This window comes from Flavobacterium sp. CG_9.10 (assembly GCF_015752245.1).
GTDB lineage: Bacteria > Bacteroidota > Bacteroidia > Flavobacteriales > Flavobacteriaceae > Flavobacterium.
In genome coordinates this window covers 37,816-54,679 of record NZ_JADOVD010000009.1, presented here as the reverse complement: position 1 = coordinate 54,679, position 16,864 = coordinate 37,816, and the positions used below count along the sequence as shown (strand labels likewise).

Sequence of the window (16,864 nt, the reverse complement as noted above, 5' to 3'; positions counted from 1 at the left end):
TGATGTTTTTTAATGTGCTTAGTCCTTGTCTAAAAATATTTGTTAAATGGACTTATTTCATGGATAATTTTTCTTTTTGTGTTTGGTGATTTACAATTAACGAATTAATATATGAAACTTGGAGTTGTTTGTAGCGAAATTTTAAAGGTGCGGAGTTTCATTTTACCAACCCAATCTGGGCTGAAAATTTATTTTCGTTTGTTTTCTTTATTTTTTCTCTAATTATATTGTTTGTGTTAAATTAAAAAAGTGTTTAAGCCGAAATAGCATCGTCAAATCACTTTATCGCTTGGATTGTATTTTCTAATAATAATGTGTCTAATTATATTTGTTGTTTTTATTTTATTATATTTAGACTTTACATCAGATTTATTGCTAATTATTTGAATTTTATGGGTATGAAAGAAGCCAGACCAACGTACGACGAGTTACTCAAAAAAACGCACGAGCAAGAATTAGAAATAATTCGATTAGCGACCAAAGGGCATAAACTATCCAATTTTGAATTCTACATCAAAGAATCGGAAGATTTACTCTGTATATTAGGTACTGATGGTTATTTCAAAGAAATAAATCCAGCTTTTGTACATAAATTGGGATATTCAAAGCAGAAATTACTTAACAATCCTTTTGTTACATTCATTCACCCCGAAGATGTAAAAAATACTGATGCTGAAGTCGAAAGATTATCTAAAGGTGTAACATCATTAAATTTTGAAAATAGATATTTAAAAAAAAATGGAGAAACTGTTATTATTCAGTGGACTAGCAGCGTAAATCCGTCGATGAACCTTATTTATGGAATAGGGAGAGATATTACTGAAATAAGACAAGCTCAGGAAAATTTACTATCGAGCGAAAATCTTTTAAATGTTTCGCAAAGGATTGCTAAGATTGGAAGTTGGGAATTTAATTTGATTAATAAAAAAATGATTTGGTCTCAGGAATTGTTTTCTATTTGTGAAATTGAAAAAAAACCGAAGCAAAATTTATTTGAGCTTTATTTAAGTCGTTTTACGAAGGAGGATGTTGCTGTATTTCAAAGTAAAATTAAACAGTCTTTATTTGATAAAAAACGATTTGAGTATGAGCAGCGTGTCGTATTTGCGGACAAAAGAATTAAATGGCTAAATGTAATTGTTATTCCGGTATTAGATACTAATGGAAAAGTTATTGTCCTTAGAGGAAACACTCAAGATATTACCTTAAAAAAGCAAAACGAAGAAGCTTTAAGAGCCAAAGAGCAAGTTGAAATCGTTCTTAATGCCAAATTAATTGAAGAAAAAAGTAACGCTAAATTTAAAAATTATATAGAAAATGCACCTGACGGAGTTTTTGTTGTGGATAAAAACGGAAATTTTTTAGAAGTCAATCCTGCTGCATGTTCCATAACGGGTTATTCAAAAGAAGAATTGCAATTAATGAAATTTGGTGATTTATCAACGTCAGAATCACTTGAGAATTCTAATCAACAATTCAAAATTCTTTTGTCGACGGGCAGCTTAAAAGGAGAGCTTGTAACGTTAAATAAAAATGGCGAAATCGTAAATGTTTTTGTTGATGCAGTGAAACTTTCTGAGAATCGTTTTATTGCATTTGTAAAAGATATAACAGAAAGTAAAAAAGTAGATTTTATAATAGAAAAAAACGAAAAACGTTTTCGTGCATTGGTAGAAAATAATGACAGTATAATCACCTTATTGGACGAAAATTTAAATACTGTTTTTCGCAGTCCTTCTTCGGCTAGAATTACTGGATATTCACATGAAGAATTAAGAGAAATTTCTAATAAGGACTATTTTCATCCAGATTATATTGAATATATGGAACAGATTATGCAAATAACATTGGATAATCCTGGAAAATCAAATCCAGTTTTGTTTCAGGTAAAACATAAAAAGGGAAATTATATCTGGCTGGAAGGTGTACTGAATAATTTGATTGAGCATAGCGGTGTGCAAGGTATTATTGCTAATTTAAGAGATGTCACCGATAGTAAAATAGCCAATGAAATATTACTAAATGAAAAAGATAAATTTGCTAAAATTGCGGCTACTTCGCCTGGAGTAATTTATTCCATGCGTCAAAATAAAGACGGTTCATTATCTTATCCTTATGCCAGTCATGCAATTGAAGAAATTTGCGGATTTACTTATGAAGATATTGAGAATGATGCGAATAAAATTTTCGCCTTAATTCATTCAGATGATTTGGGGAAAGTGATGAGTAGCATAGAAAAAACCAAGTCGAAGTTAGCTCCTCTTAAAGTGGAATATCGCTATTTTCATCCAATAAAAGGATTGGTTTGGCATGAATTAAACGCATTACCGGTCCTTGAATCTGGAGGAACAGTAATTTGTCATGGAATTATCAGCGATGTTACTAAGAGAATAGAAGCTGAACATAAAATTGAAAAAGCGAATCGACTTTATTTTTTTATCAGTCAAATCAACCAGACGATTGTTCGTACTACTGATGAGCAAACACTGTTCAGAGAGGCTTGTGAGATTGCTGTAAACGTAGGTAAGTTTAGAATGGCATGGATTGGAATTGTAGATGAAGCTACTAAAAAAGTTATTCCAGTTATAAGTGCAGGTGAAGATCGCGGGTATCTTTCTACAATAAAAACTATTTCTATTGATGACGATTTCCCAGAAGGTAGAGGTCCAAGTGCCACTGCGATAAGAGAACGCAGATATATTGTTTGCAATGATGTTGAAAACGATTTAATGATGAAACCATGGAAGGAAGAAGCTTTAGAGCGGGGTTTTCTCTCTTTAATGACACTTCCAATAGAAAAATTCGGAAAAGTAATTGGAATTTTTGCTTTTTATGCCAGTGAGAAAAACTTTTTTGATGAAAAGGAAATTGCGTTATTAGAAGAAGCAACTAATGATGTTGTCTTTGCAATGGAAATTTTTGAAAAAGAGTCTTTGAGAAAAAAAGCAGAGCAAGCAGTTTTTGAAAGCGAACAACGGTATCATACCCTAACTGAGCTATCTCCAGTGGGGATATTTCGAACTGATGCATCGGGTAGTACCACTTATGTTAATCCTCGTTGGTGCAAAATGTCGGGCCTATCCCGTCTGGAAGCTCTAGGAAATGGTTGGATGGATGCGGTCCATACCGAAGACAAAATAGCATTAATTAAAAGCTGGGAGAATGCTACCTCACATCAGGAAATCTCTGAGTCAGAATATCGTTTTGTTCGTCCAGATGGTACCATCGTCTGGGCAATGAGTCAGGCTATTCCAGAGCGAAACTTAGAAAATCAAATTGTGGGTTATATTGGCACAACCACTGATATAACGGAACGCAAGATTGCTGAAGATGCAATTTTAAACGAGAAACAACTATCGGAAATAATAATCAATAACCTTCCCGGTATTTTTTATTTGTATGATGAATGTGGAAAATTTGTGAAGTGGAATAAAAATTTAGAGACCATTACTGGCTATACAACAGGAGAAATAGCTCAAATGGAGCCGGTTGATTTTTATGATGAGGATTTTAAAGAAAAAATAAAAACAAGAATAAAGACCGTATTTGAAAAAAAATCACAAGGAATAGAAGTCGAATTATTTACAAAAAACAAAGATAAAATTCCATATTATATTAATTCCCTTGCTTTTGCGTATAAAGAAAATAAATGCCTCTTAGGAATGGGTTTTGATCTTTCTGACATTAAAAAAGCGGAGGAAAAAATAAAAATTGCCAACGAACGATTTGAAATGATTTCACGCGCCACTAATGATGCGGTATTTGAATACGATATAGTTACTAGAGAAAGTTGGAACAATCAAGCTTTTGCTGATCTTTTAGGCTTTGGAAGCAGTTTGTCAGATGGTCAAAACAACAGTGCTATATGGCGATCAAGAGTTCACCCTGATGATAGGGAACGGGTTATAAAAAATTTGGATGATTCTTATGCTGGAACTTCAGATTTATGGTCCGATGAATTTCGTTTTCAAAAATCGGATGGCAGTTATGGAATATTTTACGATCGAGGAATAATATCCAGAGATGAATCTGGAAAAGCAATTCGTTTAAACGGAGCAATGACTGAAATTACCGAATTAAATAATGTTAAAGAGTTATTAATCAACAGTGAAGAGAAATATAGAAGTCTTGTTGAACAGGCTTCAGATGCTATTTTTATTAATGATGTTTCAGGTGATTTATTGGAAGTGAATGAAAGCGCTTGTGCTATGCTTGGTTATACCAAAGAAGAACTTTGTACAAAAAATATAACAGATCTATATACTGATTTTGAGATTGCAATTCGGCCAATAATGCGAGAAGAATTACTCGGGGGACAAAAAACTTCAATTGAACGGAATATGTTGCGAAAAGATCAATCGTTGATACCCGTAGAAATTTCTGCTAAAATGCTTGTTGATGGACGTATTGTTGCAATAGTTAGAGACGTAAGTGAACGCAAAAAAGCGGAAGAACAACTCAAGAAAACCAATAAAAAAATGCAGGCAATAATTAATGCTATTCCTGATTTAATGATTGAAGTAGGTTTAGACGGAACCATTTACAACTATCATTCGCATGGAAAAGATCAACTTTTAAGTCCATCTGATCGATTTATTGGCAAGAAAATTTCAGAAATATTACCAGCGGATGCTGCTAATTTAGCCTACTTAGCAATCCAAGAAGCAGCGGAAAAAGGATTTTCAACAGGACGCCAGTATGTTTTAGTTAAACAAAAGGAACTGCGTTGGTACGAACTTTCCATAGCTCCGATGAAAGAAACTGCCGAACATGATACGCATTTTATATGTCTTTCACGTGACATCACTAATGTTAAACTTGTGGATGATGCACTACAGAAAAGTGAGGAAAGATATCGCGGTCTGTTACAAAATCTTGATGCGGCGATTGTTGTGCATAAGCCTGATACTTCAATAATTATAAGCAATATGAAAGCATCAGAATTATTTGGTTTAAGTGTGAATCAAATGTTGGGGAGAAATGCGATTGATCCCGAATGGAGATTTTTAAATGAAGATAATTCTGCAATGCAGGTAGAAAACTATCCAGTAAATCAAATTATTAGTACTGGGAAATCAATTAAAAACATTACACTTGGTGTCAATCGACCTCTATGTAATGATATAATTTGGCTTTTAGGCAATGGTTTTCCTGTTTACAACAGCAAAGATGAAATTACTGAAATTGTGATTAGTTATATTGATATTACTGGGCGAAAATTGATGGACATTGAATTGTTAAAATCCAAAGAACAAGCAGAAGCCGCTAATAAAGCGAAAACAGATTTCCTAGCCAATATGAGTCACGAAATTCGAACTCCATTAAACGGAATAATTGGGTTTACTCATTTGTTAATGAAATCAGATCTGGAAAAAAATCAGTTGGAATATATGTCTACAGTCAATGAATCCGCTACAACATTAATGCATCTTGTTAATGATGTTTTGGATTTTTCTAAAATTGAATCGGGAAATTTAGAATTGCATATTGAAGAAATAGACATTTTTGATATGACTCATCAGGTTATAGATTTATTTAAATTCCAAGCCAATCAAAAAAACATAGTCTTGTCGCTAAATATTGATAGCAATGTTCCAAAATGTATTCTAGCGGATTCAATTAGGTTAAAACAGATATTGGTAAATCTATTGAGTAATGCCGTAAAGTTTACAAGCTTTGGTCAAATACAGCTAGATATAAACGAAATCGCTGCTGCGGAAAAAAAATGGACCACCCTGAAGTTTTCTGTGAAGGATACTGGAATTGGTATTAAAACAAATAATAATGAAAAAATATTTAATTCTTTCGTGCAAGAAGATAACTCTACCAATCGAAAATTTGGTGGAACCGGATTAGGGTTAGCGATTTCAAATCAGCTTTTGGCCTTAATGAACAGCAAACTGCAGTTAATCAGTAAATATGGAGATGGTAGCGATTTTTTCTTTGAGATTAAATTTAGAAAGCCTAAAGAAAAAAAACAAATGCCGCTTGAAGAAATAAATGCAAATGCAGAGGAAACTGCAATTTCCTATGAAATTCTTACCAATAAAAAAGTTTTAATTGTTGAGGATAATAAAATCAACATGCTTTTGGCTAAAACACTTGTAAAAAAAATAATTTCAAACTGTATTATTTTTGAAGCCAAAGATGGAAATGAAGCTTTAGAAAAATATAATATGGAGAAACCGGATGTTATATTAATGGACATACAAATGCCAAATAAAAACGGCTACGAAGCCACTCAAGAAATAAGAGAATTAGAAGATGTTGTTAAAACGCCTATTGTAGCGATAACAGCGGGAATAATGATGGGCGATAAAGAAAAATGTCTAGAAGCAGGAATGGATGATTATTTATCAAAGCCAATTATTCAAACTGATTTAGAAAACATTTTACACAAGTGGTTGGATAAATGATTTCTTGTAATAAGCCTTTGAAAGCAATTTTTTAAAATAAAATAAATCGATTTTACATTGGTTAATATGTTAAAATTCAGTACCTTGACGCTCCTAAAAGCAATATATTGATATCGAGGTATTTTTTTTGGAGTTTTATAATTTTGAAGTTATTTAACGATTGATTTTGACACCACTATTTTGATCTGTAGGGAAATTTATAATTTTTGATCAAGAAATAGTTGTACAGAATTTAATTACGCCCCATGATTAACTGAATAAATTAGATTTAAGAGATTTTTTTAAATACTGGATTGACAATTTCAGCATATTTTTAAATAGTTCAAACCTATGAAAATTACCAAAAACAAATCGAAAATTATTGCAATTCTTCGCGAAAAAGCCGAAGAATTACAAGCAAATAAAATTCAAGAAAAAGCGGTCGGAAAACTTTCTGAAGCCATGACTTTGAAACTCATTCATGAACTGGAAGTGCATCAGATTGAACTTGAAATGCAGAACGAAGAATTGCTTTTGGCAAAAGAGCAAGCTGAAATCGCCAATGGAAAATATACAGAATTATATGATTTTGCCCCTTCAGGATATTTTACCCTTTCTAATGAAGGAAAAATTATTGACGTTAATTTAGCAGGTTCTCACATGCTATTAAGAGAAAGATCCAAAATAATAAGTGGTATGTTTGGCTTTTTTATTTCTAATGACACTAAAACTATTTTCAATCTTTTTTTAGATAAAATCTTTAAAAGTAAGGTTAAAGAATCTTGTGAGTTAAGTTTTTTGATAAATGACACTACAGTATTTTATGGTTACCTGACTGGGGTTGTTGCAAAAGATCAAGAACAGTGTCTAGTAACATTGATTGATATAACTGAACTTAAGAAAGCAGAGGTTGCGTTACGAGATAGCGAAGTTAGATATCGGGATTTACTAAATAATCTGGATGTAGGTATTGTAGTTCATGCCCCGAATGGATCCATTATTATGTGTAATCCTAAAGCTTCTGAACTGCTTAGCTTAAGTGAAGATCAGATGAAAGGGAAACAAATAATTGATTCAGAATGGAAATTCTTAGATGAAAATAATGCTCCATTACGACTTGAACACTATCCGGTAAACCAAATTTTAACGAGCCAACAGCCGCTCAAAAATTTCATAGCTGGAGTTAAACATCCCCATTCCAAAGAAATTATTTCGCTTTTGGTCAATGGTTTCTCAGAGAAAAATACACTGGGAGAATTAACTGAAATAGTAATCAGCTTTGTTGAGATTACTGAGATTAAGCTAATGCAAAAAGAACTTACAAAAGCAAAAGACCTGGCCGAGGCTGCCAATAAGGCTAAATCTAATTTTTTAACGAATATGAGTCATGAAATTAGGACTCCGTTGAATGGAATTATTGGGTTTACGGATTTGCTAATGAAAACGAACTTGGACACCAATCAATTAGAATATATAAATATTGTTAATGAATCAGCAGTTATATTGATGGATATAATTAATGATGTTTTAGATTTTTCTAAAATTGAAGCAGGGAAATTAGAATTACATATGGAAGAAGTTGATCTCTTTTTGCTAACTCATCAAGTCGTCAGTCTTTTTAAACACCAAGCAAATTTAAAAAATATCGAGTTAATGTTGACTATTGATGAGAATGTACCTCAGTTTGTTTATGCTGACTCCGTAAGACTCAAACAGATTATCGTAAACTTAATTGGTAACGCATTAAAATTCACTTCCGAAGGGAAAATAAGTTTAGATATTACTGGATTACCTTCTGTTGATGAAAATATTGCTGCTATTAATTTTTCTGTAAAAGATACCGGCATTGGAATAAAACACAACAATCAAGAAAAAATATTTCATTCTTTTGTACAAGAAGATGCTTCAACCACCCGAAAATTTGGAGGGACAGGCTTAGGACTGGCAATTTCTAATCAACTTCTGGAATTGATGAAGAGTAAGTTACAACTTAACAGTCATTATGGAAAAGGAAGTGATTTCAATTTTTCTGTAGAATTTAAAAAATCTAAAAGCTTAAAAATACCTTTTCCTTTTCAATTTGATGAAATAAAAGAACCAATAAAAGAAAATCTCAATTACACCAAAGTACTGATCGTCGAGGACAATAGGATTAATATGTTGCTGGTTAAAAAACTAATAAAGAAAATAATTCCCAATTGTATTATTTTTGAAGCTATAGATGGTAAAGAAGCGATAAAACTATATAAAAAAGAAAAACTGGATATTATTTTAATGGACATTCAAATGCCCAAAAAAAATGGCTTTGAAACCACTGAGGAAATTCGGAAATTGAGCCATTCTAAAAATCCTCCCATAATTGCTTTAACCGCTGGAATATTTGTTGAAGAGAAAGAAAAATGTTTAAAGTCAGGAATGAATGATTATATTTCTAAACCCATAATCCAATCTGATTTAGAAAAAGTACTTTTGAAATGGATAGTTTAATAAAATTTTTGGTTTCAAAATAGGAATAAATAAATTGGAAGATGAGTTGCTTAAGTTGTCAAGTCGCTTTTTTTTCATAGCTAAATAAATCGTTTCATCTTCTTTTTTCTCTAAACTACCATTTGGATTTATATGGTTCTTTTTTTAATCCAACTTTTTTGATGGAGTATTTTTTAATATGTTCTATTAAATCTTCAACAGAATCCGTAACAAACAACATCTTCATCTCTTCCGGAGTTTTACTCTCATTTTTTGACATCATTTGAATATGGTGCCAAAGTTCCTTATGATACTTTGAATCATAAATTACAATTGGAAAACTGTTGATGATTTTATTTTGAACTAGCGTTAGTGCTTCAAATAATTCGTCTAAAGTGCCAATTCCACCGGGCATAACAACAAAGGCATAGGAATATTTTATTAGAATTACTTTCCTAACAAAAAAGTAAGGAATATAAATCCATTTATGCAAATATGGATTTGGTTTTTGTTCAACAGGGAGAACAATATTACATCCTACCGAATAACCTCCCATTTCGTAAGCCTCTTTATTTGCTGCATCCATGATTCTGGGGCCGCCACCTGTCATGACTGTAAACCCAAGTTTAGCCAGTTCCGCACCAATTTGTTCTGCATCTTGATAAAGATTTGTTGCCGGGCTAACTCTGGCAGAACCAAAAATAGTCACTCAAGGTCCAATGTAATGCATTTTACGAAATTCTTTAATAAAGTTATTTTACACTTTAAAATTGAAAAGCAAGTTTTTAAATCTTGATAAAAGTTTCCTACTAAATGAAGATTCGGATTTTGAAAGCCTGAATTTTGGTTGGTTTTCCATACTGATTTTAAAGATAAAAAAAGAAATCTAACTTTTTTTAAAAACATATTAAATGTCAATCCTCCCATTAAACTGCCATACAATGCAGAGTTAAAAGGTTTAGAAGTTATAGCACAAGTTCTTGAAGCACAATCTGTAAATTGATAATATAATTACCCCGCTGTTGAACCTATAACAATTCCTTTTTTAGCAATTCATTGCTTTTTTCTAAGATAGTTTTAATAAGATCCTCTTTAGTCAGAACGCCAGATTGTCTCCATAATTGTTTTCCATTTTGAAACAGAATCATAGTGGGAACTCCTCGCACTTGGTATTGCGACGCTATTTTTTGGTTTTTATCCACATCAATTTTTATGATCGAAACACGATCTCCTAAACTGTCTTTTACTTCTTTTAAAATAGGACCTAACATTTTGCACGGCCCGCACCATGTAGCGAAAAAGTCAACTAATACTGGCTTTTCAGATTTTATAATAGTATCGAAATTACTCATCTTTATTTTATTTTTTGTTCGGAATAGCGCAACCATTTGGTCCGCATCCTAAGTTAAAAATGACCTGAATGAAGAAAAACAAACCAAAAGCGATAAACATCCATTCTCTTAGTATAAATGCTTGCGCAAATAAAAACAAAGAAAAGGCTAAACGAACCCAACGCATTGCATGCCAATTGGTAAATAATAATTCTTTCATTTTTGTTTAATTAGATAATCTAACATAAGTGACTAATTTTTTTAATGGTATACTTTTTATCATAAGAAATTACTTTTTGTAATTCTTCTAACTCAATTTCTTTTTTACTGACAATTAGTATTTCCAAATAATCACTACTGATACTAACGTTTAAAATTCCGTCTATTTCAGTGATTTTTTTGGTAATGGTTTCACTGCAACCACTGCAGGTAATCCCTTCAAATTGGTATAGATTTACAATAGAACCAGCATTTTTTTGGAATTCAATAGATAATTCTGAATTAGCTCTAGGAGCAATAGAATTTTGGCATATAGCCATTTTTATAGAGTTAAAAGCCTCTTTGAATAAAAGAGTATATTCTTCTTTGTTTCCGCCAAATGGTGGACTTACCTCAAAATTTCTGTTAAATAATAACCCCGCAAGCTTTCCATCATCAGCTAAAAGTTGATGCATTTTCCAAACGTATTTTTGACGCATTGTAGGAGGTAAAGCACAGAAAAAAGTTTGTTCAATAATCAGATCATATTTGCCTTGATGAGCAAAAAAATCGCCTAATACAACTCTTATGTTACTTTTTTTTGCAAATTTTTGTTTTATATTTTCGACCAGTGTTGGTGAAATATCTATAACTGTAATATTGGTAAACCCTTTTTGCAAAAGATATTCCGCTTCATAAGTGTTGCCACATCCAGGAATTAAAATACTGCTATTTTTATTTTCTAAAGTATCGATATAGCTTTTAATAGGTGGGGAAACTTCACCCAAGTCCCAACCGGTGGATTTGGCTTTGTATTGTTCATCCCAATACTGTTGATCCAATGGTTTTTCGCAAGACACTACACAACATTTAGTTTCTTCCATTTTATACTTCTTTTCGAGTTGAAAAACCAAAAGGAAAATACAGCGGGCAAAAGCTTACAAAACTTGTAATCAAAAAAATAATCGCAAAAATACCCAAAATTATAGCAAGCGTTCCGCTAATTAAATTGGTAAAATATAATATTGCAATAATAACCGCAATACTACTTCTAATTATTTTATCAGTGAGCCCCATGTTTTTTTTCATGATATTAAAATTTAAATGACTTAAATCTAAAGTAAATTTAAGGTTTAATTTGCTGAAATAGAGTTCTTTTAATAAAATATTGCACTAAAAAATGGTTTTTATAACACTTTACTTTGGCATATGAAATCTGTTTTTGGTACAACAGTTTTTGCAATAGCGTTAAATCCTCCTTCAATATCCGTAAAATTCCGGAAACCACGTGCCTGTAAGATAGAAGCCGCAATCATACTACGATATCCGCCCGCACAATGAAGGAAAAACGGTTCTTTAGGTTCAATATCTTTAATCCAATCATTTATGCTGGCCAAAGGTTTGCTGAAAGCCTCGTCAACATGTTCCGCACAATATTCACTTTCTTTGCGGATATCTATTACTTTGCTTTCTCCAATTTTTACTTTTTTGGCAAACTCTTCTGCGGTAATTCGGTTTATAGTATCAACTTCTTTTCCCCCGTTTTTCCAAGCGTCGAAACCACCTTTGAGATGACCAATTAATTTGTCAAAACCCACTCGGCTTAATCGCGTTACCGACTCTTCTTCCTGACCTAGTTCTGTCACGAGAATAATCGGTTGTTTTACATCTGCAATTAAAGCACCTACCCACGGAGCAAAATCTCCGTCAATACCTATATTTATTGATTGTGGAATAAATCCTTGGGCGAAAGCCCCATTTTGACGAGTGTCCAAGATTAAAGCGCCAGTCTCTTCGACAACAGCTTCAAAATTATTTACTTCTATTGCTTTCATTCCGTTATGTAATACGGTATCAAAGCTTTCATATCCCTGTTTATTCATCGCTACATTCATACCAAAATAGGCTGGGGGAGGCAATAAACCATCAGTAACTTCTTTGATAAATTCATCCTCAGTCATATTAGCTCTCAAAGCGTAATTAGTTGCTTTTTGGTTACCAATTGTACCAACTGTTTCTTTACTCATATTTTTTCCACAAGCACTTCCGGCACCATGAGCCGGATAAACAATGACTTCATCGGGCAAAGTCATTATTTTCGTTCGTAGCGAATTATATAATATTCCCGCTAATTGTTCCTGTGTCATATGAGCAGACTTTTGAGCTAAATCAGGTCTTCCTACATCGCCAATGAACAAAGTGTCGCCAGAGAAAATGGCGTATTCTTTTCCGGTTTTATCAAGCAACAAGTAAGTTGTACTTTCCATTGTGTGCCCTGGCGTGTGCAGTGCTTTTATTTTAATATCTCCTAGAGGAAATTCTTGGCCATCTGTTGCTATTATTGCTTCAAATTCTGGATTAGCACTTGGTCCATAAACGATTGGGGCGCCGGTTTCTCTGTTTAAATCGATGTGTCCTGAAACAAAATCAGCATGAAAATGGGTTTCAAAAATATATTTAAGTTTGACATTATCGCGTTTTAATCGGTCCAGATAAGGTTGTATTTCGCGCAGTGGGTCTATAATTACAGCTTCGTTATTTGAAGTTATGTAGTACGCACCTTGAGCTAAACATCCGGTATATATTTGTTCTATTTTCATGATTTTATTTTTAAAGATTCTAATACAAAGATAATTCTTGTATTTCAATATGACAGTGACTATTGTTACACAAAGTATTTTATTTAAAGAATATTTCCTTGGCAATAATATATATTCCCATGACTAATATGAACCAACCAAAAATTGGTTTAAGTTTAGCCCCATCAATTTTTTTTGAAAGCTGGATTCCAATAATCATTCCTACAAAGGCAATACTCGAAATCAGAAGTAAAAACGAATAATTAATAGGTGTGCCAATATATAAATCCCCAGCAAAACCGAGGCTTGAATTTATAAATATAATTAGTAAAGATGTTCCAACTGCTTGTTTCATTGGTAAATTAGCGAAAAATAATAGTGCGGGTATGATTAGAAATCCACCACCAGCACCTAGAAACCCAGTTACAATTCCCACTATAAATCCAATTACTCCCAGTTGTGTGTAATTTGTTTTTGGTGGATTCGGGATTGATTTTCTTTTCCGTATCATCGATATCGCCGCTGCCATCATAAGTACAGAAAAAACAATCATTATCAAGAAACTTTTTGAAACTTGGTAGGAAGCAATGGAGAAAATTGTAGATGCTATTTTGGGGAAAATGACTTCACGAATTATCAAAATAGAAAACACGGAAGGAATGGCGAAGTATAACGCTGATTTTACTTTAAGATTCCCCATTTTATAATGGCTTATACAACCAAATAAAGCAGTAATTCCAACTATAAATAAAGAATAGCTTGTGGCTAATTCGGGTTCTATTTTAAATAAATAGACTAAAATTGGTATGGTAAGAATAGATCCGCCACCTCCTATTAAACCTAGAGAAAGTCCAATAATAATTGAAGCAAAATAACCTAAATATTCCATCTTTAAATTTTTTATTGCAAAGGTCGCTTGTATTTAATTTACAAACAGTAACATATGTCACATTGAACATTTTTTAGGTCAAAAGTTCAATATTATTGCGGTATAATCGAACTAAACCTCGTTGTTCCATCTTTTTAAGCAAGCGGGAAATTACTTCTCTAGAAGTATTGAGTTCAGTGGCAATTTCTTGATGCGATAATTTTAACTCTTTACAACCGCAAGCCTCAGCGTGGCGTTTTAAATAAAACTCTAATCGTTCATCCATGGCTCTAAATGCTATACTATCAACAACTTCCAAGACTTCTTCAAAGCGAGTTCGATACGTAAAGATTACAAATTCATACCAAGTACGGTGTGCCATCATCCATTTTTCCATCAAGGAAAGTGGAATCATAATTAACTCAACTTCCTCGACTACTTTTGCCATAATTTGGCTTGTTTGATTTTTATTAGCACAAATCATAGAAACGGCACAAGCTTGTCCCGGTTGTAAATAATACATGAAAAACTCGCCTCCGTTTTCACCTTCTCTATAAATCTTAATTTGACCTTTAGTAATCAAAAGTGTATTGTTAATATACTGGCCTGTGCGCATGATGATATCTCCGGCTTTATACGATTGTCTAACAGCGCTAGTTTCAATTTCGTTAATAAGTTCGTCTGAAAACGATGGAAATATTTTTTTTAAATCGTCAGAATTATGCATTTCAAGGTTTCTTTTAAAAATATATTTTAGTTTAAAAAAGGAATTTTATTTTGAAAATAATCAAGATAAGTATTGTAAAAGTAAGCTAAAAAGTTAATAATTCAGGAGAACTATTTAATTGTAAATTTGGATATCAAACAAAATTCAAGGCAGGAAATAAATATATTTCCTATAGATTTAATGGACTAATTTTTAATAATTTCGTAAACAAAAATATAATTTACTGAGTATTAATGTTTAACTAAAACGTTTTCTTTGAAATATAATATAATTTAGAAGAAGACCGTTTATAGTTATTTAAAAACGTTGTATTTTTACAAAAAACATCATCATGAATTTAACACAAGAAGATTGGATTTCTCAGCTCGAAGCAGATGAGAATGCAGTAATACTAGACGTAAGAACAGAGGACGAATACAATGACGGAATTATATCCAATGCGGTAAATATTGATATTCACCAAGGAACGGTTTTTGTTTCAGAAATAGATGCATTAGATAAAAGTAAAAATTATTATGTCTATTGTCGTTCAGGAGCAAGAAGCGCAAAAGCCTGTGAAATTATGAATGAATTAGGCATTGAAAACGCCTATAATTTAACGGGAGGGATTTTGGCTTGGAACGGAGACATCGTTTCGCCATAAAACTAAAGTAGGCTATAATCTCTTTTCGTGCCTTAAAACACCAAAAAACAAAAACAACCAAAAATGAATTCAATACCAGAAGAATTTCAGATAAAGACATTATTAAACCAAGATACTTATTTAGTAAATGGTGAATTAATAAAATGGGAAGGGCAGACAACTCCAGTATTTTCTACGATTTCATCAACAGAAAAATATGATCCAACCATCTTAGGGTCTATTCCTTTTATGGGAGAAATAGAAGGAGTGGAAGCGGTTGATGCTGCCTATGCTGCCTACAATAATGGTCAAGGATTATGGCCTACCATGAAAGTCGCTGACCGTATTAAATGCATGAAACGATTTGTTACTCAAATGGAAGCGACCCGTGAAGAAGTAGTGAAGTACTTGATGTGGGAAATAGGAAAAACATTGCCCGATTCCCAAAAAGAATTTGACAGAACCGTAGAATACATATATGATACAATTGAAGATTACAAACAACTGGATCGGAATAGTGCCCGTTTTACGAAGAGCCAAGGCGTAAATGCAATGGTACGTCGCGGACCACTAGGAGTTGTATTGTGTCTTGGACCATACAATTATCCTCTAAACGAAACCTTCTCCTTATTAATCCCTGCTTTAATTATGGGAAATACAGTTGTATTTAAACCCGCAAAACATGGAGTTTTATTAATTTCGCCTTTATTGGAAGCTTTTAGAAACAGTTTTCCAGCGGGTGTAATCAATATTGTGTATGGTAGAGGTAGAGAAGTAGCGTCACCTATTATGAAATCAGGCAAAGTGGCTGTTTTGGCATTAATAGGAAATAGTAAGTCAGCAATTGCTTTGCAGGATCAGCACCCAAATAAAAACAGATTGCGATTAATTTTAGGCTTGGAAGCCAAAAATCCTGCGATAATCTTACCGGACGCCGATTTAGATTTGGCTATTCAAGAATGTATTGCCGGCACTTTATCTTTCAACGGACAGCGTTGCACCGCCCTTAAAATTTTATATGTGCACGAATCTATAGCGGAAGAATTTAATAAACGTTTCGTTGCTAAGGTAGATGCGCTTGTTTTTGGAAATCCTTGGGATAAAGCAGTTTCTTTAACGCCATTACCGGAGAAGGAAAAACCAGCTTATATCCAAGAATTGATTGATGATGCTATTGCAAAAGGAGCGAAGATAATCAATGAAAAAGGAGGGGAACATTCCCCTAATTATATTTTTCCAGCCGTTTTATATCCCATAAACAAGGAGATGCGTGTGTATCATGAAGAACAATTTGGACCAATAGTGCCTATTTTAACTTTCAAAGATATACAAGCGCCGTTAGACGATATGGCAGAGTCTAATTATGGACAACAAGTAAGTTTGTTTGGAAAAGATATCAAAACAATTGCGCCGCTTATCGACACCTTAGTAAATTTAGTTTGTCGTGTCAATCTTAATAGTTCTTGTCAAAGAGGCCCAGATATTTACCCGTTTACAGGTCGTAAAGACTCCGCTGTGGGAACATTGAGTATTCATGATGCTTTGCGATCGTTCTCTATTCGAACTTTTGTAGCCTCAAAAGACAATGAATATAATAATGCAATTTTACAGGCTTTATTGAATAGTGATCAGTCAAATTTTATTACTACGGATTACATATTGTAATTGAGTTTTATTC

12 protein-coding genes are annotated in these 16,864 nt (G+C 32.8%); 4 read left to right on the top strand and 8 right to left on the bottom strand.

Translation table 11 applies throughout. The features are described from left to right. The first annotated feature begins 398 nt into the window (after nt 1-398). Both IWX84_RS09305 and IWX84_RS09300 read left to right on the top strand, forming a co-directional pair. Nucleotides 399-6,416, top strand: a complete 6,018-nt coding sequence (locus IWX84_RS09305; protein ID WP_196850470.1) for a PAS domain S-box protein — start codon at nt 399-401, stop codon at nt 6,414-6,416. A 330-nt stretch (nt 6,417-6,746) separates the two neighbouring features. Beyond that, complete coding sequence (locus IWX84_RS09300; protein WP_196850469.1) at nt 6,747-8,882, top strand: PAS domain-containing hybrid sensor histidine kinase/response regulator; 2,136 nt, start codon at nt 6,747-6,749, stop codon at nt 8,880-8,882. A 115-nt stretch (nt 8,883-8,997) separates the two neighbouring features. Here the strand turns inward: IWX84_RS09300 and IWX84_RS09295 are convergent, their stop codons facing one another. The 8 genes from IWX84_RS09295 to IWX84_RS09260 form a co-directional block, all read right to left on the bottom strand. Next, nucleotides 8,998-9,570: a TIGR00730 family Rossman fold protein gene (locus IWX84_RS09295; protein WP_317192115.1), complete on the bottom strand. Its 573-nt coding sequence runs from the start codon at nt 9,568-9,570 to the stop codon at nt 8,998-9,000. A 319-nt stretch (nt 9,571-9,889) separates the two neighbouring features. Beyond that, nucleotides 9,890-10,213: a thioredoxin gene (gene trxA / locus IWX84_RS09290; protein WP_196850468.1), complete on the bottom strand. Its 324-nt coding sequence runs from the start codon at nt 10,211-10,213 to the stop codon at nt 9,890-9,892. 7 nt (nt 10,214-10,220) lie between these two features. Continuing rightward, nucleotides 10,221-10,412 carry a hypothetical protein gene (locus IWX84_RS09285; RefSeq protein WP_196850467.1) on the bottom strand — a complete coding sequence of 64 codons (192 nt, stop codon included), beginning with the start codon at nt 10,410-10,412 and terminating at the stop codon, nt 10,221-10,223. A 19-nt stretch (nt 10,413-10,431) separates the two neighbouring features. Then, complete coding sequence (locus IWX84_RS09280; RefSeq protein ID WP_196850466.1) at nt 10,432-11,274, bottom strand: methyltransferase domain-containing protein; 843 nt, start codon at nt 11,272-11,274, stop codon at nt 10,432-10,434. A 1-nt stretch (nt 11,275) separates the two neighbouring features. Beyond that, a complete protein-coding gene (locus tag IWX84_RS09275; RefSeq protein ID WP_196850465.1) occupies nt 11,276-11,479 on the bottom strand; it encodes a DUF2892 domain-containing protein in 204 nt (67 codons plus the stop codon). 98 nt (nt 11,480-11,577) lie between these two features. Further along, nucleotides 11,578-12,990 (bottom strand): MBL fold metallo-hydrolase, encoded by a 1,413-nt coding sequence (locus IWX84_RS09270; protein WP_196850464.1) that lies wholly within the window; start codon nt 12,988-12,990, stop codon nt 11,578-11,580. 79 nt (nt 12,991-13,069) lie between these two features. Then, nucleotides 13,070-13,858 (bottom strand): sulfite exporter TauE/SafE family protein, encoded by a 789-nt coding sequence (locus tag IWX84_RS09265; RefSeq protein ID WP_196850463.1) that lies wholly within the window; start codon nt 13,856-13,858, stop codon nt 13,070-13,072. Nucleotides 13,859-13,931: 73 nt separating this feature from the next. Next, entirely contained in the window at nt 13,932-14,564 is a 633-nt protein-coding gene (locus IWX84_RS09260; RefSeq protein ID WP_196850462.1) for a Crp/Fnr family transcriptional regulator, read from the bottom strand. 331 nt (nt 14,565-14,895) lie between these two features. Between IWX84_RS09260 and IWX84_RS09255 the strand changes: the two genes are divergently transcribed. Both IWX84_RS09255 and IWX84_RS09250 read left to right on the top strand, forming a co-directional pair. Then, complete coding sequence (locus tag IWX84_RS09255) at nt 14,896-15,207, top strand: rhodanese-like domain-containing protein (protein WP_196850461.1); 312 nt, start codon at nt 14,896-14,898, stop codon at nt 15,205-15,207. A 63-nt stretch (nt 15,208-15,270) separates the two neighbouring features. Next, nucleotides 15,271-16,851 (top strand): NADP-dependent glyceraldehyde-3-phosphate dehydrogenase, encoded by a 1,581-nt coding sequence (locus tag IWX84_RS09250; protein WP_196850460.1) that lies wholly within the window; start codon nt 15,271-15,273, stop codon nt 16,849-16,851. Nucleotides 16,852-16,864: the final 13 nt, after the last annotated feature.